The sequence below is a fragment of the Nonomuraea angiospora genome (genome assembly GCF_014873145.1).
Classification (GTDB): domain Bacteria; phylum Actinomycetota; class Actinomycetes; order Streptosporangiales; family Streptosporangiaceae; genus Nonomuraea; species Nonomuraea angiospora.
This window is the reverse complement of sequence record NZ_JADBEK010000001.1, coordinates 6,895,628-6,918,836: the sequence shown is the minus strand read 5'-3', so window position 1 is coordinate 6,918,836 and position 23,209 is coordinate 6,895,628. Positions and strand designations below refer to the sequence as shown.

The 23,209-nt window shown below is 70.8% G+C and carries 21 protein-coding genes and 1 riboswitch; of the genes, 11 read left to right on the top strand and 10 right to left on the bottom strand.

Annotated elements, in window-relative coordinates; translation table 11 throughout:
* Positions 1 to 148: 148 nt before the first annotated feature.
* The 3 genes from H4W80_RS31260 to H4W80_RS31250 form a co-directional block, all read right to left on the bottom strand.
* Positions 149 to 1,273, bottom strand: coding sequence for a S8 family serine peptidase (locus tag H4W80_RS31260; protein WP_192788360.1), 1,125 nt, complete (start codon positions 1,271 to 1,273; stop codon positions 149 to 151).
* Positions 1,270 to 1,833 carry a hypothetical protein gene (locus H4W80_RS31255; protein WP_192788359.1) on the bottom strand — a complete coding sequence of 188 codons (564 nt, stop codon included), beginning with the start codon at positions 1,831 to 1,833 and terminating at the stop codon, positions 1,270 to 1,272. The genes H4W80_RS31260 and H4W80_RS31255 overlap by 4 nt, the downstream gene beginning before the upstream one ends.
* Positions 1,834 to 1,960: 127 nt before the next feature.
* Positions 1,961 to 2,767 carry an SAM hydrolase/SAM-dependent halogenase family protein gene (locus H4W80_RS31250; protein ID WP_318787147.1) on the bottom strand — a complete coding sequence of 269 codons (807 nt, stop codon included), beginning with the start codon at positions 2,765 to 2,767 and terminating at the stop codon, positions 1,961 to 1,963.
* Positions 2,768 to 2,885: 118 nt separating this feature from the next.
* On the opposite strand from H4W80_RS31250, the gene H4W80_RS31245 reads away from it, so the two are divergent.
* From H4W80_RS31245 to H4W80_RS31235, 3 genes are read left to right on the top strand one after another with little or no spacing between them, the layout of a single operon-like run.
* A complete protein-coding gene (locus tag H4W80_RS31245) occupies positions 2,886 to 3,185 on the top strand; it encodes a DUF3263 domain-containing protein (RefSeq protein ID WP_192788357.1) in 300 nt (99 codons plus the stop codon).
* Between the two features lie 51 nt (positions 3,186 to 3,236).
* Entirely contained in the window at positions 3,237 to 3,995 is a 759-nt protein-coding gene (gene otsB, locus H4W80_RS31240; protein WP_225963765.1) for a trehalose-phosphatase, read from the top strand.
* Between the two features lie 35 nt (positions 3,996 to 4,030).
* Positions 4,031 to 4,606, top strand: coding sequence for a hypothetical protein (locus tag H4W80_RS31235; RefSeq protein ID WP_192788356.1), 576 nt, complete (start codon positions 4,031 to 4,033; stop codon positions 4,604 to 4,606).
* Between the two features lie 6 nt (positions 4,607 to 4,612).
* Here H4W80_RS31235 and H4W80_RS31230 read toward each other — a convergent pair whose 3' ends face one another.
* Entirely contained in the window at positions 4,613 to 6,043 is a 1,431-nt protein-coding gene (locus H4W80_RS31230) for an alpha,alpha-trehalose-phosphate synthase (UDP-forming) (RefSeq protein WP_192788355.1), read from the bottom strand.
* A gap of 31 nt (positions 6,044 to 6,074) precedes the next feature.
* Between H4W80_RS31230 and H4W80_RS31225 the strand changes: the two genes are divergently transcribed.
* The 6 genes from H4W80_RS31225 (at position 6,075) to H4W80_RS31200 (ending at position 11,276) form a co-directional block, all read left to right on the top strand.
* Positions 6,075 to 6,629: an RNA polymerase sigma factor gene (locus tag H4W80_RS31225; RefSeq protein ID WP_185068976.1), complete on the top strand. Its 555-nt coding sequence runs from the start codon at positions 6,075 to 6,077 to the stop codon at positions 6,627 to 6,629.
* Between the two features lie 79 nt (positions 6,630 to 6,708).
* Positions 6,709 to 6,850: riboswitch (SAM riboswitch) on the top strand.
* Between the two features lie 13 nt (positions 6,851 to 6,863).
* Positions 6,864 to 8,096: a threonine synthase gene (gene thrC / locus H4W80_RS31220; protein ID WP_192788354.1), complete on the top strand. Its 1,233-nt coding sequence runs from the start codon at positions 6,864 to 6,866 to the stop codon at positions 8,094 to 8,096.
* Between the two features lie 24 nt (positions 8,097 to 8,120).
* On the top strand, positions 8,121 to 8,396 hold the full coding sequence (locus H4W80_RS31215) for a MoaD/ThiS family protein (protein ID WP_185068974.1): 276 nt from the start codon (positions 8,121 to 8,123) through the stop codon (positions 8,394 to 8,396).
* Positions 8,397 to 8,640: 244 nt separating this feature from the next.
* Complete coding sequence (locus tag H4W80_RS31210; RefSeq protein ID WP_173525743.1) at positions 8,641 to 8,841, top strand: cold-shock protein; 201 nt, start codon at positions 8,641 to 8,643, stop codon at positions 8,839 to 8,841.
* 412 nt (positions 8,842 to 9,253) lie between these two features.
* Positions 9,254 to 10,879 (top strand): chaperonin GroEL, encoded by a 1,626-nt coding sequence (gene groL / locus H4W80_RS31205; RefSeq protein WP_192788353.1) that lies wholly within the window; start codon positions 9,254 to 9,256, stop codon positions 10,877 to 10,879.
* A gap of 145 nt (positions 10,880 to 11,024) precedes the next feature.
* The gene (locus H4W80_RS31200; RefSeq protein ID WP_192788352.1) at positions 11,025 to 11,276 is read left to right on the top strand and encodes a hypothetical protein; all 252 of its coding nucleotides are present in this window, start codon (positions 11,025 to 11,027) and stop codon (positions 11,274 to 11,276) included.
* Between the two features lie 212 nt (positions 11,277 to 11,488).
* Here H4W80_RS31200 and H4W80_RS31195 read toward each other — a convergent pair whose 3' ends face one another.
* Both H4W80_RS31195 and H4W80_RS31190 read right to left on the bottom strand, forming a co-directional pair.
* Entirely contained in the window at positions 11,489 to 12,019 is a 531-nt protein-coding gene (locus H4W80_RS31195) for a YbhB/YbcL family Raf kinase inhibitor-like protein (RefSeq protein WP_192788351.1), read from the bottom strand.
* 85 nt (positions 12,020 to 12,104) lie between these two features.
* Complete coding sequence (locus H4W80_RS31190) at positions 12,105 to 14,105, bottom strand: HelD family protein (RefSeq protein WP_192788350.1); 2,001 nt, start codon at positions 14,103 to 14,105, stop codon at positions 12,105 to 12,107.
* 438 nt (positions 14,106 to 14,543) lie between these two features.
* On the opposite strand from H4W80_RS31190, the gene H4W80_RS31185 reads away from it, so the two are divergent.
* Entirely contained in the window at positions 14,544 to 14,879 is a 336-nt protein-coding gene (locus H4W80_RS31185; protein WP_192788349.1) for a hypothetical protein, read from the top strand.
* Positions 14,880 to 15,125: 246 nt separating this feature from the next.
* Here the strand turns inward: H4W80_RS31185 and H4W80_RS31180 are convergent, their stop codons facing one another.
* The 3 genes from H4W80_RS31180 to H4W80_RS31170 form a co-directional block, all read right to left on the bottom strand.
* On the bottom strand, positions 15,126 to 16,772 hold the full coding sequence (locus H4W80_RS31180; RefSeq protein ID WP_192788348.1) for a DNA repair helicase XPB: 1,647 nt from the start codon (positions 16,770 to 16,772) through the stop codon (positions 15,126 to 15,128).
* Between the two features lie 136 nt (positions 16,773 to 16,908).
* Positions 16,909 to 17,265 (bottom strand): CD225/dispanin family protein, encoded by a 357-nt coding sequence (locus tag H4W80_RS31175; protein ID WP_192788347.1) that lies wholly within the window; start codon positions 17,263 to 17,265, stop codon positions 16,909 to 16,911.
* A gap of 93 nt (positions 17,266 to 17,358) precedes the next feature.
* On the bottom strand, positions 17,359 to 18,837 hold the full coding sequence (locus tag H4W80_RS31170; protein ID WP_192788346.1) for an AMP-binding protein: 1,479 nt from the start codon (positions 18,835 to 18,837) through the stop codon (positions 17,359 to 17,361).
* 351 nt (positions 18,838 to 19,188) lie between these two features.
* Here H4W80_RS31170 and H4W80_RS62930 point away from each other — a divergent pair, with 351 nt between their 5' ends.
* Positions 19,189 to 20,616 carry a hypothetical protein gene (locus tag H4W80_RS62930; protein WP_192788345.1) on the top strand — a complete coding sequence of 476 codons (1,428 nt, stop codon included), beginning with the start codon at positions 19,189 to 19,191 and terminating at the stop codon, positions 20,614 to 20,616.
* A gap of 156 nt (positions 20,617 to 20,772) precedes the next feature.
* Here the strand turns inward: H4W80_RS62930 and H4W80_RS31160 are convergent, their stop codons facing one another.
* On the bottom strand, positions 20,773 to 23,208 hold the full coding sequence (locus H4W80_RS31160; protein WP_192788344.1) for a helicase-associated domain-containing protein: 2,436 nt from the start codon (positions 23,206 to 23,208) through the stop codon (positions 20,773 to 20,775).
* Position 23,209: the final 1 nt, after the last annotated feature.

Genomic DNA, 23,209 nt, shown 5'->3' with positions numbered 1-23,209 from the left:
TGCCGACGTCCCTTCGGTCCTTTGGGAGAAGACCCGCGTGGGGGAGGGAGAGGGCCGCTTGGGAGGAGAGAGGCCGGCTGGGGTGCTTAGGAGGGGGAGGGCGCGTTGGGAGGGACCCGGAGCTTGGCTGGCGGGCCTAGGGCGGGGGTCAGGGGCGGCGTTTGCGGTGGCGGACGAGGACGCGGGCCGACATCGCCGCGGCCAGCATCACCATGCCCGCCACCACCGGCCCCCGGGAGGCGGGCGGCGGGCCGTCGCCGAAGTACGTGCCGGGGCGGGCGAGGCCGGGGCCGGGCGGGTCCAGGCGGGCGGCCGCCCGCAGGGCGAGCAGGGCGTTGGCCACCCCGTGCCCGTAGGCGGGGCTGTGGCCGTCGGCAGGCTGCCGCCTGGTGCCGAGCTCGATGGCCGTGCGCACGTGGTAGGGCGACATGCCGGGGTACGCGGACTTGATCAGGGCCGCCACGCCCGCCACCATGGCCGCCGCCGAGCTGGTGCCGTCGCTCACCACGTACGAGTCGCGCGCGTCGGCCGTGACGATCTCCGTGCCGGGCGCGACCACCGAGAGGTAGTCCTGCCTGTTGGAGAACGCGGCCACCCTGAGCTCCCGGTCCACCGCCCCCACGGCCATCACGCCGGGGTAGGCGGCGGGGAAGTTCTTCCTGTTGCCCGTGCCGCCGTCGTTGCCCGACGAGGCCACCAGCACCGCGCCCCGCGCGATCGCGTACTGGATGGCCTCCTCCTCCGAGGGCGAGCCCTCCCACGCGCCGCTGCCGCCGCCCAGCGACATGCTGATCACGCCGGCCCCGTGGTCGGCCGCGTACCGGATGCCCTTGGCCAGCGCGTCGCGCCCGCCGGCGCGCTGGTGCTCGCGCAGCGGGTCGCCGTTCTCCAGGGTGACCCGGATGGACAGCACCTTGGCCGCGGGCGCCACCCCGATCACGCCGCCCCTGTGCTCGTCGCCGTGCCCGCGCCCGGCGATCAGGCTGGCCATGGCGGTCCCGTGCCGCCCCCAGAGGCCCTTGGCGGTCCCGGTCAGGTCGGGGCCCTGGATCACGGCGCCCTCCAGGTCGGGGTGGCGGCCGTTCACGCCGGTGTCGAGCACGGCGACGATCACGCCCTCGCCCCTGCTCGACCGCCACGCCTCGGGCAGCCGCAGCGCGGCGAGCTGCCACTGCCCCGCACGGGCGGCCTCGCCCACGTCGTCGGTGGCGCTCGCCGGGACGGTCCCCACCACCAGCGCGGTGACGAGGAAGGCGACGGCGAGCCTGCTCATCGGGTGAGCGTCCGGTGCAACTCGGTGGCGAGCTGCCGCGCCGTGTCGCGCAGCCGGGGCGCGAGGCGGTCACCCCGCTGGTACGGCCGGCCGTCGGCGTACCCGGCGGCCGTCGCCACCACGTAGCGCTCGTCGGACCTGAGCACCACCCCGGCGAAGTACTGCCGCTGGCCGAAGCGCTCGGCCGGCCCCCGGGGGAAGGCCACCGGCCGCACGGTCGCGGGCCGCCCCACGCGGCAGTAGTCGCGTCCGGGCGCGTCGAGCACGGCGATGCCCACGGTGGCGACGAACGTCTGCGTGCTGTCGGCGTACGTGGCGCGCAGGGCCACGCGGCAGCCGCGCCGGACGGCGGCGGGCTGGAACGCCGTCCGGCAGGGCGCCTCGGGGGCGACCCCGGCCAGCACGTACGTGACCCGGGCCCCTGACGGGCTGACCCCGGGCACGGTGGCGGGGAAGATCTGCGCGACGGGCCACGCGTGCCAGCGCTCTGACACGGGCGGCTCCGGCGCGGGCCAGATCGCGGACATTATGGAGAGCAGCACGATGGACAGCTGGTACACGTCGACCTCTGGAGGGGAGGGGAGGGGACGCCCGCGCGTTGCATTCTGACACGCACCCGCTGATTCATTCCGACGCTTCGGTAAACAGACCGATACGCGGAGTAATTCCTATCTGTGTGCTTTCCTCCTAGGGAGTGGGGGCAAGTCGGACATGTGCGCCAGGTGGGAGCCCCAGCCGCTGCGCTGCGTCACCGGAATTGACCGCGATCGCGATCAGCCCCGCCGAGTCCGCGAACGCCACCAGCTCCCCCGGCGGCACCGCCGCGAACGTCTCCCGGTAGGGCAGCGAGAGCTGCCGCCGGCCCAGCCAGACCCCCAGCGTGTCGCCCACCCGCACGCCCAGCGCGTGCAGGTCGCCGGCCGCGATCGACAGCTGGGTGTTGCCGTAGCGGTCGACCGAGACGACCTCGCCCTCCACCGAGCCCTCGCGCAGCAGCGAGGTCGGCGACGGCAGGGTGACCAGCCGGCCGACCGGCACCTCGGGCCCCAGGTCCGAGGGTCTCAGCCCGCCGTACAGCCGCCCCGCGACCGGCGAGAAGACGTCACGCCCGTGGAAGGTGGGGGAGACCGGCCGCAGGAAGTGCTCATCGTTGCTGATCGCGTAGGCGGCCTCGGCGCCGCCGCTGGCGTGCACGGCCCATGACAGCAGCCCGTTGTCGGGTCCGATGAACACCCGCCCGCCCGCCTCGACGGCCACCGCGCGCCGGGCGCCGCCCGCGCTGGGATCGACCGCGCCGATATGGATGCCCACGGGAAGGTACGGAATGGTCTGAGCGAGAATCGCCGCGCCACGCCGTACGTCACCCGAAGGGACCAGGTGGCACACGTCGATCACCCGCGCCCCGGGGGCGATTCCGGCGATCACTCCGTGACACGCCGCCACATAGCCGTCTTCGAGCCCGTAGTCGGTGAGGAGCGTGATTACTGAGGTCACATTTCGCGACTGTACGTCTCTCAATACGTCGTGAACAGCCGCACTCGGCACATTACGATTGGCCACGGGCCGTGTGCGTGCGGCGTCTTCGCACGCACCCTTCCCCGAGGAGGACACCATGGGAGCACCGCTCAGCGGTGACGATGATGCCCAGGAGACGTCCGGCCAACCCCTCTCAGAACGCGATCTCGAGCTCCTCGCCTTCGAACGCCAATGGTGGCGCTACGCGGGCGCGAAGGAGCAGGCCATCAAGGAGAGCTTCGGGTTCTCCGCCACGCGCTACTACCAGTTGCTCGGTGAGTTGATCGACCGTCCGGAGGCGCTGGAGCACGATCCCATGCTGGTCAAACGGCTGCGCAGGTTACGGTCCACCCGTCAGCGTGACCGCGCCGCCAGGAGGCTCGGCATGCGTCCCTGACCGGCTGGGTACGGCAGCCGCGTGAGGAACATCCCTGGAATAAAAGCGATCTTGAACGACCCGGCGGGCGCCGTGATCGGGCTCGACTTCGACGGGACCCTGTCGCCGATCGTGCCCGACCCCGCCGAGGCCGTGATCCATCCGAAGGCGCCGGAGGTGCTGGCCGAGCTCGGCCGCCACGTCCTGGCGGTGGCCATCGTGACCGGCCGGCCGCCGGCCACCGCGCTGGAGCTCGGGCCTGGCCTGGCCGACGTGCCCCGGCTGGTCGTGCTCGGGCACTACGGCTTCGAGCGCTGGGAGGCCGGGCAGATCTCCGGCCCCCCGCCGCCCGCGGGCGTGCTCGAGGCCGAGGCCCGGCTGCCGCTGCTGCTCGAGTCGCTGGGCCTGCGGGACGTCACCATCGAGGACAAGGGCCGGGCCGTGGCCGTGCACACCAGGCGCAGCTCCGACCCGCAGGGCGCGCTGGCCAGGCTGCGCGACCCGCTGGCCGATCTGGCCCGCGAGCACGGCCTGGTGGTCGAGCCGGGGCGCTTCGTGCTGGAGCTGCGGCCGCCGGGCATGGACAAGGGGCAGGCGCTCAGCCTGTTCCTGGCGGAGCGGGCCGCCAGGTCCGTCATGTTCGTGGGCGACGATCTCGGCGACCTGTCCGCGTTCGAGGCCGTACGCCTGTCGGGGCTGCCCGGCGTGAACGTGTGCAGCGGCTCCGCGGAGGTCACCGAGCTGGCCCGGCAGGCCGACCTCGTGGTGGACGGGCCCGACGGCGTCGTGGCGCTGCTGGAGGAGCTTGTGGCGGCTTTCAGCCGTTCGTGATTGAGCTGCAAGTCACGATCCCTAGGGTCGGGCGCATGCACAAGCGACACCTCGCCGCCGTGGCCGTGGCCGCGGCCACCCTCCTCGCAAGCTCCCTGCCCGCGCACGCCGCCCCCGCCCAGGCGGTCAAGCTGCGCAAGGGCCTGACCCTCTACATCCCGATCGCGTGGGAGGTCCACCGCTTCGGCGACGGGGTCCAGATCGTGACGGGCAAGTGCGGCAAGCCCGTGGGCTGGGGCACGCCCGAATGCGACGCCTTCTACGTCCTCGGCCCCTCGTCCATCAAGCGCGGCGCCGAGGGGTTCGGCCCGTACACCGGCAAGAGGCCCTTCTACACGGCGAGCGACGTGCAGCCGTGCCCGTTCAACCAGAAGTGGGGCGAGGCCATCGGCCCGAAGGTCACCAGGGGCCTGCGCCAGGTCGGCGCGGGGCACAAGGCCGCCTACAACGCGTGGAAGTCGGAGTGCGTCAAGTATTCGGGCTCGACCACGAAGGTGCTGCTCCGCTTCACGCAGCGCGAGTGGTACCTGCCGCAGAGCAAGATCCTCATCGTGGACCAGTGGAACACGCCGGGGCTGGCCGACACGCTCGAGCACGCCGACTGGACCTGATCGCGCTCAGATCTCGGCCAGCGCCTCGAGCTGGGCCGCGAGCCACTTCTGCGGCGGCAGGGCGGTCGCCGCGGCGTGCAGCTTGTCGCGCCGCATGCGGCGCTCGTCCTCCGGCATGACGAGCGCGGCGTGCAGCGCGGCGGCCGTGCCGCTGATGTCGTACGGATTCACCACGAGCGCGTGCGGGCCCAGCTCGGCCGCCGCCCCCGCCTCGCGCGAGAGCACGAGCGCGCACCTCGTGGACAGGATCGGGCCCTCCTTGGCGACCAGGTTCATCCCGTCGCGGATGGGGTTGACCAGCAGCACGTCGGCCATCCGGTACGCGGCCAGCGAACGCGGATAGTCGTCGTTGACGTTGAGGATCAGCGGGTCCCAGTCCTCGGTGCCGTACTCGTCCTCGATCTCCTGCGCGCAGCGCAGCACCGACGCGGTGTATTCGCGGTATTCGGGCAGGTCGTGCCGGCTCGGGTAGGCGAACGCCAGGTGCACCACCTTGCCGTGCCACTCCGGGTGCGCGGCGAGGAACTCGCGGTAGGCCACCAGGCCGCGCACGATGTTCTTCGACAGCTCGGTGCGGTCGATGCGGACGATCAGCCGGCGCTCGCCCACCTGCTCCCTGAGCGCGGTCATGTGCGACTCGACGTCGGGCTCGACGGCGCGCTCCCACAGCGCGTCGCCGTCCACCCCCAGGCTGTGCACGCCGATGCGGGTCGTCCTGCCCTCGTGGGTGACGCTGCGGCCCACGCGGTCGACCTCCGCGCCCAGCAGCGCCTCGCAGCAGTCCATGAACGCCTGCGCCCACCTGTCGGCCAGGAACCCGGCGTGATCGGCGCCCAGGATGCCCTCCAGGACCTCTCCGGCCACCTCGTCGGGCAGCAGCGAGAAGTATTCGGGGGGCGCCCACGGGGTGTGGCTGAAGTGGGCGATGCGCAGGTCCGGGCGCTCGGCGCGGAGCATCGCCGGGGTCAGCGTCAGGTGGTAGTCCTGCACCATGACGCGGGCGCCGTGGCCGGCCTCCTCGGCCAGCGCCAGCGCGAACGCGCCGTTGTAGTCGCGGTAGGACTCCCACTCGCGCTCGAACCTCGTGCCGAAGTTGGGGGAGTTGGGAATGTCGTAGAGCAGGTGGTTGACGAACCACAGGGTGGAGTTGGCCACGGCGTTGTAGGCGCGGTGGAAGGTGGCGGGCGGGATGTCGAGCATGCGCATCGGGCCCGTGTCGTAGCCGGCGTGGTCGATCCGGCCGCCGGGCACCAGGCGCACGGCGCTGCGGTCGCCGTCGGACAGCGCCGCGCACACCCACAGCACGCCGTCCTTCCTGGCCACCTCGGACAGCGCCGAGACCAGGCCGCCGCCACCGCGTTTCATGGTCAGCTCACCGTCGTCCGAGACGGTAAAGGAAACGGGTCCTCTGTTGGAGGCCACCAGGACGCTGTTCATCTACGCTCCCTTCGCCCATAGGATCCCAGCTATGGCGCTAGATGAGCTAACCGAGGAACTCGCCCGCTCGGCTGCCGGAGGAGATCATCGCGCACTTGGCGAACTCCTGGCGCGGATCGAGCCCGATGTGATGCGGCACTGCGCCCGGATCCTCCCCTATCACCAGGATGCCGAGGAAGCCTCGCAGGACACGTTGCTGGCCGTGGCGCGCAACATCGGCCGGTTCGAGGGCCGGGCGCGGTTCAGCACCTGGCTGCACATCGTGACGGCCAACTGCGCGCGCACCACGTACAGGTCGCTCAAACGCCGCGCGGCCGAGCAGAGCTCGGACGAGCTGCCCACGCAGAAGCCCGACGTGGCGCGGGTGAGCGTGATCGCGGGCTCGCGGCTCGACCTGCTCGACGCGATGGAGGCGCTGGAGGCCGACAAGCCCGACCTGGCGCAGGCGCTGGTGCTGCGCGACATCGTCCAGCTCGACTACAACGAGGTGGCCGAGCAGCTCGGCATCCCCCTGGGCACCGCCAAGTCGCGCATTCACCAGGCCCGCAAATACGTGCAGGGAGTGCTGGGTGATGATTATCGCTGAGACGCCACGTCTCGCATCTTGAGACGGGTGGCCATTGCGGCCCCATGGGCGGGTAGAGTCCTTTTCAACAACTGAATATTGCTCATCCAGAGGGGTGGAGGGACCGGCCCTGCGAAGCCCCGGCAACCCTCCCGGCTTGAGGCTCGCGACCTGGCGAGGCCGACCGGGACAAGGTGCCAATTCCGGTCTGCGGTCAAGGTGGCCGCGGGCGAAGATGAGGGAAGGCCTCGCTTCATGTCGCTCGACTTTGGTCCTGCTGTCGGTCTGTCCTGCCGTGAGTGCGGCACGCGTTACCCCCTCGGTCCGAGCTTCGCGTGTCTGGAGTGTTTCGGGCCGCTCGAAGCGGCCTATTCCTTCGGTACGGTGACCCGCGCCGACATCGAGTCGGGTCCCGCCAACATCTGGCGTTACCGGTCGCTGCTCCCGGTGCCGGTTGACGTCGCCAGTAAGCCCAATATGAACCCCGGTTGGACCAAACTGGTCAAGGCCGGAAACCTCGGACGCGCACTCGGTCTCAAGAACCTGTACGTCAAGGACGACTCGGGCAACCCCACCCATTCCTTCAAGGACCGGGTCGTCGCCATCGCCGTCGAGGCGGCGCGTAACTTCGGCTTCCACACCCTTTCCTGCTCCTCCACGGGCAACCTCGCGGGCGCGGTCACCGCGGCGGCGGCGCGCGCCGGGCTCGAGGCGTGCGTGTTCATCCCGGCCAACCTCGAAGCGGCCAAGATCGCCATGGCTCGCGTGTTCGGGGGCAAGCTGATCGGGATCGACGGCACCTATGACGAGGTCAACCGGTTCTGCTCCGAGCTGATCGGCGACCCGCTGGGCGACAAGTGGGGGTTCGTCAACGTCAACCTGCGGCCCTACTACGCCGAGGGCTCCAAGACGCTCGCGTACGAGATCGCCGAGCAGCTCGGGTGGCGGTTGCCCGAGCAGATCGTCATCCCCATCGCCTCCGGCTCGCAGCTCACCAAGATCGACAAGGGCTTCCGCGAGCTGGTGCAGCTGGGGCTGGTCGAGGACACCCCGTACAAGATCTTCGGGGCGCAGGCGGCCGGGTGCTCGCCGGTCTCCACCGCGTACAAGGCGGGGCACGACGTCGTGCAGCCGGTCAAGCCCGACACCATCGCCAAGTCGCTGGCCATCGGCAACCCCGCCGACGGGCCTTACGTGCTCGACATCGCCCGGCGCACCGGCGGGGCCGTCGAGGACGTCACGGACGCCGAGATCGTGGCCGCGATCAAGCTTCTGGCCTCGACGGAGGGCGTCTTCGCCGAGACCGCGGGCGGGGTGACCGTGGGCGTGCTGAAGAAGCTCGCCGAGAGCGGGCGGCTCGACCCCGAGGCCGAGACCGTGGTCCTCAACACCGGCGACGGGCTCAAGACACTCGACGCGATCAGCGACGACGCCCAGCCCACGGCCGTGATCCGGCCCTCCCTCGACGCGTTCCGCGCGACTGTCTGACAACCAGGAAAGGCGAGTTAAACCATGAGCGTTTCGGTGCGGATTCCCACCATTCTGCGCACCTACACCGGGGGCAACGCCGAAGTCAGTGGCGAAGGCGCGACTCTTCGTGACGTCCTCGCCAAGCTTGACTCCGACTACCCGGGCATCGGCGCGAGAATTCTGGATGAATCGGGCAAGATTCGCCGTTTTGTCAACGTTTACGTTGGGGAAGAGGATGTCCGTTTCGCCGACGGGCTCGACACTCCAGCACCTGAGGGCACTCAGATCTCCATCATCCCGGCGGTCGCCGGCGGCTGAGTGCTATAGATCACACGTGTGGAAGGCGCCCCTAGTGGGCGCCTTCTCCATTTCCAGGGCAAATGAAACGTAGAAGCGCCTCGTTGTGAAGAAATGCGTTGTTTGCGGATTGACTCTGTTGCCAAACCCCGTGCCACAGGTATGGTCGAGGGCGATCGTCTGGCTGATTTTCCCTTAAGTCCGGCGATTACGGGTCTCGCGGAGGAATGGGCGAGATCTGAAAGCCCAGTAAGAGGAGTCGGAAGTGGCGCAGGGCACCGTCAAGTGGTTCAACGCGGACAAGGGCTACGGCTTCATCGCGGTAGACGGTGGTAAGGATGTATTCGTCCATTACTCAGCGATCATGATGGACGGGTACCGATCTCTCGAACAAGGTCAGCGCGTCGAGTTCGAGATCACGCAGGGCCAGAAGGGACCTCAGGCGGAAGCCGTCCGCGCCGTCTGAGATACGCCCCCTGGTACGCACCGGCGGGATCGCCCGGCAACGCAGTCCGTGCGAACCCACCACCTTTCTTTCGTCGACTCGGTCACGGCGAGCCGCGCGAGGCGGCTCGCCGTGAGTACGGATCCCGCCATCTGCGGTGGCCTGGACGCGGTTCGTCGCAGGTAGCGGGGTCCTGCAGCCGGGACGGACGGCTCCGCCGTACAGGCTGATATGGGGAGGAAAGCCCCGGTAGGAGGCTTCTCGCTTGCACTCGGCAGGGTAGAGTGCTAAACAGTCGTTGGCACTCTGTGCAGCAGAGTGCCAGCACTTGGATCGGGACGATGGGGTCTGCCGAAGGAGATGCTGACCCATGCCGTCGCGGGCGTCGGCTCGGTCCACGACAAGCCACCCTGCATCTGGGAGGTCTAGCCTTATGGCAGCCAAGATGATCGCGTTTGACGAGGACGCCCGGCGCGGTCTCGAGCGCGGTATGAACCAGCTCGCCGACGCCGTCAAGGTGACCTTGGGCCCCAAGGGCCGCAACGTCGTGCTGGAGAAGAAGTGGGGCGCTCCCACGATCACCAACGACGGTGTCTCCATCGCCAAGGAGATCGAGCTCGAGGACCCGTGGGAGAAGATCGGCGCCGAGCTGGTCAAGGAAGTCGCCAAGAAGACCGACGACGTCGCGGGTGACGGCACCACCACCGCCACCGTGCTCGCCCAGGCGCTGGTGCGCGAGGGTCTGCGCAACGTCGCCGCCGGCGCCAACCCGATGGCCCTGAAGAAGGGCATCGAGGCCGCCGTCGAGCGCGTCAGCGAGGAGCTCTCCAAGCTGGCCAAGGATGTGGAGACCAAGGAGCAGATCGCCTCCACGGCCTCCATCTCCGCCGCCGACCCCGAGATCGGCTCGCTCATCGCCGAGGCGATGGACAAGGTCGGCAAGGAAGGCGTCATCACCGTCGAGGAGAGCAACACCTTCGGCCTCGAGCTCGAGCTCACCGAGGGCATGCGCTTCGACAAGGGCATGACGTCGATGTACTTCGTCACCGACTCGGACCGCATGGAGGCCGTGCTCGAGGACCCGTACATCCTGATCGTCAACAGCAAGGTCTCCGCCAACAAGGACCTGCTGCCGCTGCTCGACAAGGTCGTCCAGTCGGGCAAGCCGCTGCTGATCATCGCCGAGGACATCGAGGGCGAGGCCCTGGCGACCCTGGTCGTCAACAAGATCCGCGGCCTGTTCCGCTCCGTGGCCGTCAAGGCCCCGGGCTTCGGCGACCGCCGCAAGGCCATGCTCAACGACATCGCCATCCTGACCGGTGGCCAGGTCATCGCCGAGGAGGTCGGTCTCAAGCTCGAGAACGCCACCCTCGACCTGCTTGGTCGCGCCCGCAAGGTCGTGGTGACCAAGGACGAGACGACGATCGTCGACGGCGCCGGTGACGCCGAGCAGATCTCCGGCCGGGTCAACGAGATCCGCGCCGAGATCGAGCGCACCGACTCCGACTACGACCGTGAGAAGCTCCAGGAGCGGCTGGCCAAGCTGGCCGGCGGCGTGGCGGTCATCAAGGCCGGCGCGGCGACCGAGGTCGAGCTGAAGGAGCGCAAGCACCGCATCGAGGACGCCGTGCGCAACGCCAAGGCGGCCGTCGAGGAGGGCATCGTGCCCGGCGGTGGCGTGGCGCTGCTGCAGGCCGGCGCCAAGGCGTTCGACAAGCTGGAGCTGTCGGGCGACGAGGCCACGGGTGCGGCGATCGTGCGCAAGGCTCTGGAGGAGCCGCTGAAGCAGATCGCGGTCAACGCCGGCCTCGAGGGCGGCGTCGTGGTGGAGCGCGTTCGCAACCTCACCCCTGGTGAGGGCCTGAACGCCGCTTCCGGCGAGTACGTCAACATGTTCGAGGCGGGCATCCTCGACCCGGCCAAGGTGACGCGCTCGGCGCTGCAGAACGCCGCCTCCATCGCGGCGCTCTTCCTGACGACCGAGGCCGTCATCGCCGAGAAGCCCGAGAAGAACGCTGCTGCTCCGGCCATGCCGGGCGGCGGCGACATGGACTTCTAGGTCCTTTCTTCGCCGTTCATAACAAGAGCGGCCCGGTTTTCCGGGCCGCTCTTGTTTTCGTTTATCAGCCATTACGTTTCACAATTGATCCGCTACTCCGAGTGAGGAAAGGTGGTGATCACACACCTCAACGAAGGAGTAGAGGATGCTTTCCCGCAGCAAGCGTATTTTCGGCATCGCCATTCTGAGCGCGGCCGCCGCGGCCGCCTTCGCCGTCCCTGCCCACGCGTCCAACGTGCCGGTCGTCGGCGGGGTGATTCCCTACCAGCTCCTGGGCGCGGTGCGGGCGCCGCTCTGCATGACCACGGGGACGCTGAGCGGCGACGCCCAGATGGGGATCCCGCTCGTCGAGGAGCTGCTGCCGACGCTCGGGGCCACCTGCGCGATGCTCAGCTGACGCCTGCCGAGCTCTCGGTCTCTCGGACGCCCTGCCCTTCGCGGCGGGGCGTCCCCCTTTTCCGGGCCGCCGCAACGGGCGGGCTTCTCCGCCTTCGGCCTGCCGCGACGGACCTGCGTCCCGCTTTCCGGGCCGCCGCAACGGGCGGGGGTGTGTCCCTTTTTCCGGCCGGCCGCACCGCCCTGCGGAGGGCGGCGCGGCCGTGGGCGCGGTCAGGTGCTGTAGGTCGGGACGATGTGGCCGCGGGCCAGGGTGTTGGCGGTGATGTTGAAGCCCACCACCGCCGGGCTGGCGTCGCTGTCCACGCCCAGCTTGTCGACCCCCAGGGCGTGCACCGTGAAGACGTAGCGGTGCGGGGCGCCGGGGGGCGGGGCCGCGCCGCCGTACTCCTTGGTGCCGTAGTCGTTGCGGGCGTGGACCGCCTGCGCGGGCAGGCCCTTGAACTCCGGGCCGGTGCCCGCGCCCGCCGGCAGCTCCGTCACCGAGGCCGGGAGGTCGAACAGCACCCAGTGCCAGAAGCCGCTGCCCGTGGGGGCGTCGGGGTCGTAGCAGGTGACGGCGTAGCTGCGGGTCTCGGCGGGCGCGCCGGACCAGCGGAGGCGAGGCGACTGGTTGCCGCCCTTCATGCCCCAGTCGTTGAAGACGTGGAGGTCGTTCAGCCGCTCGCCGTCCTGGATGTCGTCGCTCTCGACCACGAGCGCGGGAACCGACGGCAGGTGTTCATGTGGAAGCGGTGCTGGCACGGCATCCTCCTAGGTTGAGAGCTCCTTGCCCAGCCATCCTAGAAGCGGCCGTGCCCGCCGACGATCAGCCGCCGGGTCCCGCCGTTCAGGTCGTCAGCTCGGCCGGCAGCGGCTTGTCGTGCAGGACCGTCAGGGACGTCACCGCACGGGTCAGCACCACGTACAGCCTGGCCAGGCCCCTGGGTTCGGCCGCGACGATGTCCGCGGGCTCCACGACGATGACGTGGTCGTACTCCAGACCCTTGGCCAGGGTCGCGGGCACGATCAGGAGGCGGTGCTCCTCGTCCGAGTCGGGGCCGAGCACGGCGTGGGGGAGGTCGGCCAGTGCGCGGGAGACGTCGGCGACCAGGGCGTCCGGGGCGATGACGCCGATGGAGCCCTCCCTGGTGAGGACCTCCGCGGCGGCCTGCGCGATCGAGCCGCCGGGGCGTACCGCGAGCGAGCCGAGGCCGGGGCGCAGCGACCGCGGCGCGGCCAGCTCGGGGGCGATGGAGGGCAGCAGCCGGGCGGCGTAGTCGAGGACCTCCCGCGGCACGCGGAAGCCGAGCGTCAGCTCCGTCACCTCGCCTTCGCGCTGGCCCAGGTGCTGGAGCACCGACTCCCACGAGCTGGTCGACCACGGGGTGGTGCCCTGGGCCAGGTCGCCCAGGACGGTGGCCGAGCCGTTGCGGCAGCGGCGGCCGAGCGCTCTCAGCTGCATCTCGGAGAGGTCCTGGGCCTCGTCCACCACGAGGTGGCCCAGGGAGGGGGTGCGCTCCATGAGGTCGCGGAGCTCGTCCAGGAGCGCGGCGTCCGCGGCGGACCATTTCGCGGACTTCCAGCTCCGGTACGGTTTCCGCCAGATAAGCATTTCTTGCTCATCGGGCGACAAATCGGATTTAGCGGCCTTTGCTAGGAATTCTGGGTCGGAGAGGAGGCGGTAAAGGACCTGCTCCGGCGTTAGTTTGGGCCAGACCGCATCAACGAGCTGTTTCACCGGTTTCGACCTGGCCACGGCGTCCTGCACCCGGTCGTCGGGCGATTCGCCGCGCTGCTCCATCCGTACCAGCACCATGTGGGCCAGCCGCTGCGCGAGCGCAGCCCGGCCAGGGTTGTAGCGCGTGGTGCCGCGCAGGGAGGCCACGATCTCGCGTACCTCGTAGTCCGCCACCCGGTAGCGGTAGGCGCCCTTGGTGAACACCACGCCGTCCTCGGGCTTGACGATGTGCAGCCAGAGCGCGCGTTCGAGCACCGCCGCCATCCTGGCGTCGCCCTTCACCGCGGACACCATCGGGTCCTCTTCGGCGGCGTGCTCGCCGAGCAGCCCGGCCACCGTGGTCTGATCGACCTTGACCTCGCCGAGCGCGGGGAGCACCGAGGAGATGTACGACAGGAAGGCGCGGTTCGGGCCGACGATCATCACGCCCGCCCTGGCGAGCCGTTCGCGGTGGGTGTAGAGGAGATAGGCGGCCCGGTGCAGGCCCACGGCGGTCTTCCCGGTGCCGGGGGCGCCCTGGACGCACACCGTCTGGGCCAGGGTGGATCGCACGATCTCGTCCTGGTCGGGCTGGATGGTGGCGACGATGTCACGCATCGGGCCGGTGCGCGGGCGCTCGATCTCGTCGGTGAGGATCTGCGACGGGCCGATCTCGCCGCCCTCGCCCAGCGGCTCGTCCTCGAACGCGGTCAGCGCGCCGCCGTGGTATCCGAAGCGGCGCCTCCGTACGACTCCCATGGGGTCGCTGGGGCTGGCCTGGTAGAACGCTTGGGACACCGGCGCGCGCCAGTCGATGACCAGGGGCTTGCTGCCGCCGTCGTGCACGTGGCGGCGGCCGACGTAGATGGTGCCGGGGAGGTCGTCGCCCGCCTGCCGGTCGAGACGGCCGAAGAACAGCGGGGTGTCGGGGTGGTCGGCCAGCGCGGCCACGCGCTGGTCGAGGAGGGACTGGAGGATCTGCTGCGACACCCAGTCACCCGCCGCGTCCGCGGACAGCGACTGGGCGTGGGCGCGCATCGCCTTGAGCGCGGCCCTGGACTCGGCCAGGTGAGCCTGCTCGGAGGCCAGCACGTCGGAGGGTATGTCGGGGGCCAATTGATGTCCGGGCATGCGAAAGCGCCTCCCTGGGTCGGGAACGATGGTGGTCAAGGCAGCGAATCGGCCAGTCTAGTGGCTAGGTCGGGCGGCCCCCAAAGCATTTACCCCCTGGCCGCCACGCGCCGCCACGCGCCGCCACGCTCAGCCGCGACGCCCACCCCGCCGTCCTCGGCGCGGTTTCCAGGGACCGGCACCGCGGCGGATCGGGCGAGCGCTCATCGGGAGGCGAGAGGGGCGGGGCACCGATCGTCGCCTCTGGTCGCCTGGCGCTCCTTGGCGCGGTTCTCCGGGGGCGGCACGGCGGCGGGTCGGGCGAGCGGTCAGGGGGAGAGGGGCGGGGCGTTGATCGTCGCGTCTGCTCGCCTGACCCTTAAGCACGGTGGTGGGGTGATGATCGTTGGGCGGCGACGGCGGCGAGTAGCGGTCTCCGGGGACGGGTAGAGAACGGTGATGGCGCGGATTCAGCTGCGTTTTTCGCCGATCATTCCCACGATCGCGAGCTTCCTGCTCGCCGCCCTCTGGGCGTTGTCCGTCTTCGCGGGCTGGGGGCTGGAGGCGTTCTGCCAAGGCGGCGAGTCCGCTTCGACCTGCTCGCAGCGTCTTGGTACGGTCTCCACGGTGTCGGGGCTGTTCGCCGCGCTCGCCGCCGGCTGCACGGCGGCCGCCTGGCTCATCCCGTGGTCCAGGCAGGACCCGCGCACGTTCGGACGGGTCATGGGCGCGGGAGTGGGCGCCTGGGTGGTCGCGGAGGGCGTGCTGTTCCTCGGCGGCCTGATGGCGCGGTAGGGCGCCCCGGCCGGCCCGAAGCTTCCCATCGGTAACAACCGGGAAATACCGAAAAATTCGGGCATATCAGGTGCGTTTGTCGGATCATGGGGGTATGTCGCAGGCGGCGTGATAGTACGCAGGTGAGGGGGGTGGTTCGATTGTCTTCGGCCCGCGGAGTCTCGTGGACGTGACACCACGCTGAACATGCCTGGCCGCTCACGATGAGCGGCCGGGCATCACGCTGTCAGCCCCGATGGATGACCGTCACACCCCGCCGTGCACGTCGTCGGCGTCGATGATCTGGTACGCGTACCCCTGCTCGGCCAGGAACCGCTGCCGGTGCGCGGCGAACTCCTGGTCCACCGTGTCCCTGCTGACCACCGTGTAGAACCGGGCGCCCCCGCCGTCGGCCTTGGGCCGCAGCACCCGGCCGAGCCGCTGGGCCTCCTCCTGGCGGGAGCCGAACGTGCCCGACACCTGGATCGCGATGGCGGCCTCCGGCAGGTCGATGGAGAAGTTCGCCACCTTCGACACCACCAGCACCTGGATCTCCTTGTCGCGGAAGGCCTGGTAGAGCCGCTCCCGCTCCTTGACCCGGGTCTCGCCCTTGATGACCGGCGCGTTGAGGTGCTCGCCGAGCTCGTCGAGCTGGTCGATGTACTGGCCGATGACCAGCACCTGCTCGCCCAGGTGGCGGCGGACCAGCGCCTCGGTGACGTGGGTCTTGGACGGCGTGGTGGCGCAGAAGCGGTAGCGCTCCTCGGACTCGGCCATCGCGTACGCCAGCCGCTCCTCGTCCGTCAGCGTGACGCGTACCTCCACGCAGTCGGCGGGCGCGATCCAGCCCTGGTTCTCCATCTCCTTCCAGGGCGCGTCGTACCGCTTGGGACCGATCAGCGAGAACACGTCGCCCTCGCGCCCGTCCTCGCGCACCAGCGTCGCGGTCAGCCCCACGCGCCTGCGGGCCTGCAGGTCGGCGGTCATCCGGAAGATCGGCGCGGGCAGCAGGTGCACCTCGTCGTAGACGATCAGGCCCCAGTCGCGGGCGTCGAACAGCTCCAGGTGCGAGTAGACCCCCTTCCGCCGGGTGGTCATCACCTGGTACGTGGCGATGGTGACCGGCCGGATCTCCTTCTTCGAGCCGGAGTATTCGCCGATCTCGTCCTCGGTCAGCGACGTGCGCTTGATCAGCTCGGTCTTCCACTGGTGGGCCGAGACCGTGTTCGTCACGAGGATGAGCGTGGTGGCCTGCGCGTGGGCCATGGCCGCCGCGCCGACGATGGTCTTGCCCGCGCCACAGGGCAGCACGACGACACCGGAGCCCCCGTGCCAGAACGCGTCCGCCGCCTCCTGCTGGTACGTCCGCAGCGCCCAGCCCTCCTGCAGCAGCTTGATCGGGTGGTGCTCGCCGTCCACGTAGCCGGCCAGGTCTTCCGCCGGCCAGCCCAGCTTGAGCAGGGCCTGCTTGACGTTGCCGCGGTCGCTCGGGTGGACGATGACGGAGTCGGCGCCGAGCCGCTCGCCCAGCATCGGCTGGATCTTCTTGGAGCGCAGCACCTCCTCCAGCACCGCCCGGTCGGTGGAGGTCAGGACCAGGCCGTTGACCGGGTCCTTCTCCAGCCGCAGCCGGCCGTACCTGGCCATGGTCTCGGCGATGTCCACGAGCAGGGCGTGCGGCACGGGGTAGCGGCTGAAACCGATCAGCGCGTCGATGACCTGCTCGGCGTCGTGTCCGGCGGCACGGGCGTTCCACAGGGCCAGGGGCGTGACGCGGTAGGTGTGCACGTGTTCGGGAGCTCGCTCGAGCTCGGCGAACGGCGCGATCGCCTTACGGCAGTCGCCGGCTCGTTCGTGGTCGACCTCGAGCAGCAGTGTCTTGTCCGACTGGACGATCAGCGGTCCATCGCTCACTGGCTTTTCTCCGTGGGGTTCCGTACGGGGCCTCGCGCAACAGGACCATCGTCTCCCAATCCTGGCTCTCCCGCTCCGAGACTCCAACAACCCGCGCGCCCGGATTAGTCCTCGGACGGGCCAAGAGCCGTGGAGGTCAGTCGTCGAGATAGCCGGCCAGGCCCAGGAAAAGGAAGGTGCCGGCGGTGAGCACGAAGCCGAGCCCGAACATGATCCAGCTCCAGATCACCAACGTGCGGGCGGTCCGCGGCTGCGTGCGGGCCTTGCCGAGCGCCAGGCCGGCCAGGATCGCGCCGGGCAGGCCCAGGAGGTTGCAGCACGAGACGAGCGCGAAGAGGTTGAGCACGAGGGAGACGATCGTGCCGGCGCTGGGCCCGTCGTCACGCCGCGGCGGGGGATAGCCGTAACCGTAGCCGTGCTGCGGCGGTGGCTGCTCGCCGTAGGGGGCGCCAAAAGGCTGGTACGGGTAGCCCGAGGGGTCTTCCTGACTCAATCTTCACCTCCAGACACGTCAACACTTATCACGGAAAGGAGGCGCGCTTGACCGCGCTGTGAGATCCCGCCATGGATCGCCTGCTCAGGGCGGTCAGCCGAGGCGGGCCCGCAGCGCCTTGCGGTCGAGCTTGAGCACGCTCGTCACCGGCACCGAGTCCACGAACCGCACCTCGCGCGGGTACTTCACCCGCCCCACGCGCTCGCGGGCCCACTCGATCAGCTCCTCGGCCGTCACCGTCGCGTCCTGCCTGAGCTGGACGAACGCCACGACCTCCTCGCCGATCCGGGGCTCCGGGCGGCCCACGACGCCCGAGACCACCACGTCGGGGTGGCGGTTGAGCGCGTCCTCGACGTCGCGGGGGAACACGTTGAAGCCGCCTCGGATGATCAGGTCCTTCTTCCTGTCCACGACGTGGAGGTAGCCGTCGTCGTCCACGCAGCCGATGTCGCCGGTGCGCAGCTCCCCTCCGACCAGCGCGGTGCCCTCGGGGTCGGGCTCGTGCTCGCCCCAGTAGCCGAGCATCAGCGCCTCGCCCGAGACGCAGATCTCGCCGACGTCCCCGGTCTCCAGCTCCTCGCCCTCGCCGTCGCGGATGGTGATCGTGTAGCCGGGCAGCGGGAGGCCGACGCTGCCGACCTTGCGCCTGCCCGGCGGGTTGAACGTGGTGACCGCGCTCGTCTCGGTCAGGCCGTACCCCTCGAGGATCTGCACGCCCGGCATCCTGCGCTCGAACTCCTCCAGCGCGTCCCTGCCGAGCGGCGCCGCGCCGCAGGTGAGGAAGGACAGGTCGGGCAGCGGGTGCGACTCCAGCGGCTCGGCGAGGAGCAGCTGGATCATGGACGGTACGACGGTGCCGTACTGGACGCGCTGCTCGGCGGCCAGCGCGAGGAACGCCTTCGGCTCGAACCGGCGCATCAGCACCGCCTGCTGCGGCTCGGTCGCGTGCATCGAGGCGACCGAGATGATCAGCCCGTACGCGTGCGAGAGCGGCACGGGCACCAGAGCACGATTTTTCCCTTCTTGGTGGGACATCTCCCAGACGTCCTTGGCCACCCGCCAGAGGCCCCCGTGGCTCAGCATGACGCCCTTGGCCCGGCCGGTGGTGCCGCCGGTGTACATCAGCGCCGCCAGATCGCCGGGGTCCCTGGTCACCGGGCCGCGTTCGGGTGCCCGCTCTAGGTCGGCCGTGTCCACAAAAATCGGGATATCGAGGGTGGTGGCCCGTACGGTCTCCGCCAGCTCGGGCGAGGTGACGATCGCGGACGCGCCGCTGTCGAGCAGGATGTGCCGCAGCTCGTCGGCGCCCACCAGGGACACCACCGGAGTGACCACCGCGCCCGCGGCCCACAGCGCCTGGTAGATCAGCGGCACCTCGGGCGAGTTCGCCATCATCACGACCACCCGGTCGCCGGGCCCGATCCCGCCCTCCGCGAACCCGCCGCACATCCGGCGCGCCCGCTCGGCGAGCGCGTGGCTGCGGTGCCAGACGCCTTGATAGAACGTCGCGTCGTGATCGTCGAAGCGGCCCCAGGACTCCTCGGCCAACTGGCCCAGCGTTTGCTCGGTCACATGCCCAACCTGATGCGATCGTGGTCACGCCGTCAACCCTTGACCAGTCCCGGTGGACAGGGCCCGGTTGACCGGTAAATGACAACATATCTCCCTATATGGTCGTTCGAGTTTTCTTGTTGGCCTAGATCGTGTAATGGTGGAAGATCTAGGGGCCATGGGGCCTGCCGAGCCAAGGGAAGTCATGATCGACATGTCCGCGTCAAGCGGCCCCGAACGCGAACGTCACGCGAAAGACCAGGTCAGGGTGGCTTTGGTGACGCTCCGCAAGCTCTTCGTAGTAAAAGAAGAAACTTGTTAGGCGTAGTTATTTTCTGTAGAAAACTTTCCAGTCAACCCTGAGGTGAATTCGTGACCGAAACGCCTGAATCAGGCGAGATCGACCTCGATGACATAACGCTCGGCCAGAGCTTCTTAACGGTGTACGAGCACCTGCGGCCGTTCGCCGGGCCGGTCACCAGGGACCTGAAGAGACGGGACGCCGACGCGCTCCTGCGCTCCTACCTGGAGCCCGGCTGCTTCGCCGAGGCCGTGCGCCGGCTCACCGTCCGCCACCTGCTCGTCCTCGTGGGCGAGGAGGAGACGGGCAAGCGGCTGGGAGCCATCGCCCTGCTCTCCCGGATGTCCCTGGCCGAGAGCACGATCACCGTGCTGTCGCCCGCCGGCGGCGCCGCCGACCTGCTGTCCGGGACCGATTACGAGCCGGGGCGGGCGTACCTGCTGCACGACTGGATCGCCGAGAGCACCGACAGGATCGAGCTGCTCAACCTGGCGCGCAAGCTGGCCGAGCTGGGCTCGTACCTGGTCATCACCAGGAACGGCGCCCCCTCCCAGGCGGCCGAGGTGGAGCAGCCGTGGAGCGCGCCGGAGCCGGGGGAGCTGTTCGACCTGTGCCTCAGGGCGTACGGCGTGCGCGCGGGCCACAGCCCCGAGGAGCTCACCCGGGCCAGGGACCTGGCGCTGACCCTGCCGACGCCGGCCGAGGTCGTGCGCCTGGCCGGACGGCTGGTGGGGGACGAGGAGCCCTCGGGGGAGGACGTGGCGGCCTGGTTCGACACCAAGCCGCTGCTGCACGAGGTGCGGGAGGTGGCCGCGCTCGCGTTCCTGCACGGGGTGGGCGGGCCGGTGTTCGAGCGGCAGTTCGCCAGGCTTGAGCGGATCTGCCAGGCGCAGGAGCGGCGCGTGCCCCGCGTGTCCCATCCGCTGGTCGTCCGTGAGGAGGGCCGCGTCGCTTTCCGGGTGCCGCGGCACCGCGGGCAGGTGCTCGCGGAGCTGGCCGGACGGTACGGGTTCTGGCTCTGGCAGCCGCTGCGCGAATGGGTGCGGTCGCTGGCCTGGGAGGGGGCCGAGGTCCGGACGCGGGCCGCCGAGGGGGTGGCGTTGCTGGCGGCGTACTCGCCGAAGGACGCGCAGCTGGAGTTCCTGGACGTGTGGGCGCGGGGCGGGAACGCGGAGCGGCTGGCGGCGGGGGACGCGCTGTCGTACATGTGCGCCGACGACACGCTCGCCACCGAGGCGCTCAGGATCGCGCTGGCCTGGACGGCCGATCCCCTGGACCCGCGCGGCGCGGCGGCGGCCGTGGCGCTGGGCGGCGGGCTGTCCGTACGGTATCCGGCCGACGCGGCGCGGCTGTTGCGGTGGCTGGAATCCGGCGGCGGGCCCTCGGCGGGGGTGGCGGGACGGGCGTTGGCACTGCTGGCCGAGCACGCGGGCCAGCGCCACGACGCCGGCGCCCGGATGCTCACGGCGCTGCCCGCGCCCCTCGCCACGGACGCCTGACCCCCACCCGATGACGCTCGCCGGGGCCGCGGGACCCCGGCGAGCCCCCGCACGCCAGCACTCCGCGCGCCGGCACTCCGCACCGGGATCTGCGCATCGCGAGGTCAGTGCCCTGGGACCTCGCGCACCGGGACCTTGGCGCGGCGGAGGCCGGGGTCAGAGGCCGGCGACGCCGGTGATGCGGTGGAGGGCGAAGCGGTGGACGGCGGCGCGGGTCTCGTCGTAGGCGGTCAGGTAGCCGCCCTCCATCCGAGCCGGCTCCAGGATGCGCGAGGTCGCGTTCCCCTGCGAGTCGAGGTACCCGATCCACACGCGCACCCCCTGCTTGATCGCCTCCTGCAGGGCCGAGATCGTGGCCGTCGCGGGCCCGCGCGGCACCTGCCCGCCCGGGGCGTCGACGGGCTCGCGCCGCGCCAGGTGCGCCGCGTCACCGGCCCGCAGCGCGCGTACGGCCGCCACCGCCACCTCCGGGTCCAGCCCGTTGGGCGACGCCACGGCGCGGGCCGGGGCCAGCCCCTCGGTACGGCGGCTGTCGAGCTGCGAGATGATCACGTCGCCGTCGATCGACTCGGCGACGGGCGCGTACCCCATGGCACGCAGCGAGTCGACCAGCGCCGCCCTGGACGAGCGGGAGGCGATCACGGTGGGGGCCAGCCTGCGCAGCCGCAGCGCGGCGGAGCGCCGGTCGGCGGTGATCTGGTCGAGCAGCGCCGGGTCGTCGCACCGGATGTACGCGCTGGCGGTGCCCACCCGGATGCGCCCGTGGCGCCTGGCCACGTCGGTCACCAGGTACGACAGCGCCTGCGGCACCGGCGTGGCCGAGTGGCGGGACAGCATCGACACCAGCTCCTCGCCCCCGTGCCCCGCGTCGAGCGCCCGCCGGATCGAGCCCTCGCTGAACCGGTAGACCGTGGCCCCGCCCTTCGACTCCACGTCGGCGGTGAGCGTCATCCAGCGGTTGAGCTCGCTCGTCAGCGGCCCCGGCGCGACCGCGGTGAGGTCGGCCTGGAGCAGCACGTGGTCGACGGGCTCGGGCAGCAGCGGCGCGAGCACCTCGGCGGGCTCGCCGCCTTCGAGCAGCGCCCGCCCGTGCGCCGACAGCGCGCCCAGCCCCGTCACGCCGACCTGCTCGGCCTCCCGCAGCGCGAACTCGGTGAGCTGCTCGCGCAGCGGCCCCCGGCGGCGCGGCTGCTCCCACGCCAGCCGTTCGAGCACCGAGTCGCGCGCCGGCGCGAGGCCGGGCGCGGCGGCGAGCACGCCCAGCGTGGCCGCCCTGACCCCGGGCGCGGAGGAGCGGCGCAGGTCGGTGTGCAGGGCGTTGAGCGGCCTGTCACGCTCATCCCGGTCGCCGACCAACCCCGGCACGCGGTCCATCTGCAGCCACGTGGCCGCGAGGGTGACCCACCGGTCGGCGGTCGCCCTGACCCGCCAGAGGTCGTAGCCGGAGGTCGGCAGCCACTCGCCGTCCACGCCGCCGCCCGCCGCGATCAGCCCGGCCGCGTGCGCCACCTCGACGACCAGCGCCGCCACCCACTCGGGCAGGTCCAGCTCGCTCGCCGTGCGCTTCAGGTCGCGCACGCCCAGGCCGCCGGTACGCAGCACGCCGGGCGGCTCGACGCTCCACCGCTCGCACAGCTCCTCGACCGACCTGACGAACGCGAACGCCTGCCCGGCCGCCGTACGGTCGGCCAGCTTGCGGTCGCGCGCCGTCCCTTCGAGCGGCGGCGGGAGGGCCAGCAGGCCGCGGTGCACCCGGCCGCCCCGCAGGTAGAGGCCCACCTCGCGGGGCAGGGTCACGCTCTCCTCGCCGGTGGCCGCCAGCAGCCCTCTGGCCAGCAGCTCCTCGATGGGCGAACGGGCGGAGGCCACGCTCACCTCACGCCTGGCGTTGGGCACGCGCCCGGTCGGCGGCCCCCAGGCGAGCTGGTCGAGCGCGCCCCTGGCCTCGGGCGAGACGGACTCGATCAAGGCCGCGGGCTGCGCCAGCACGGCCGCCAGCCGTTCCTTGCCCGAGCCCTCGGTGCCCGGCGCGACCTCGTCGGCCATCTCGTCTAGCTGCTCGGGCGCGTGATGCCGGAACGCGTCGACCGCCCTCGGCCCGAGCCCGGCCGGGTCCTCCAGCACCTTGCGCACGCCGGGCCCCAGATCGAGCGCGTCGTCGGGCCCGAAGACCAGCGCCAGCTCGAACAGCCGGTCCAGCGCGGCCGACAGCGCAGGCTCGGCGTCGCCCGCCCCACTCCCCGTGCCGCGCGCCCCGTTCTTGGCGGCGCGCGTCCCGCTCTCCGTGGCGCGCGCCCCGTTCTTGGCGGCGCGCGCCCCGCTCTCCGACTCATCGTCCGCCAGGGCCGCGGCCACGAGCTCGCGCAGCCGCTCCTTGGGCATCGGCCCGTCCCGCACGGCCAGCGTCTCGACCACGGCCAGCGTGAAACGGTCGAGCCGGTCGAGCACCCTGGCGATCGCCGACGGGCTGCCCGCCCGCGACGCCAGGCCTTCCAGATGCGCGGGCACCGGAGTGATCAGCTCGGGCCGCGCGGAGACGAGCGCCCGCAGCTGTTCGTCGGTGCGCCCCCTGATCCACTCCGTGAACTCCATC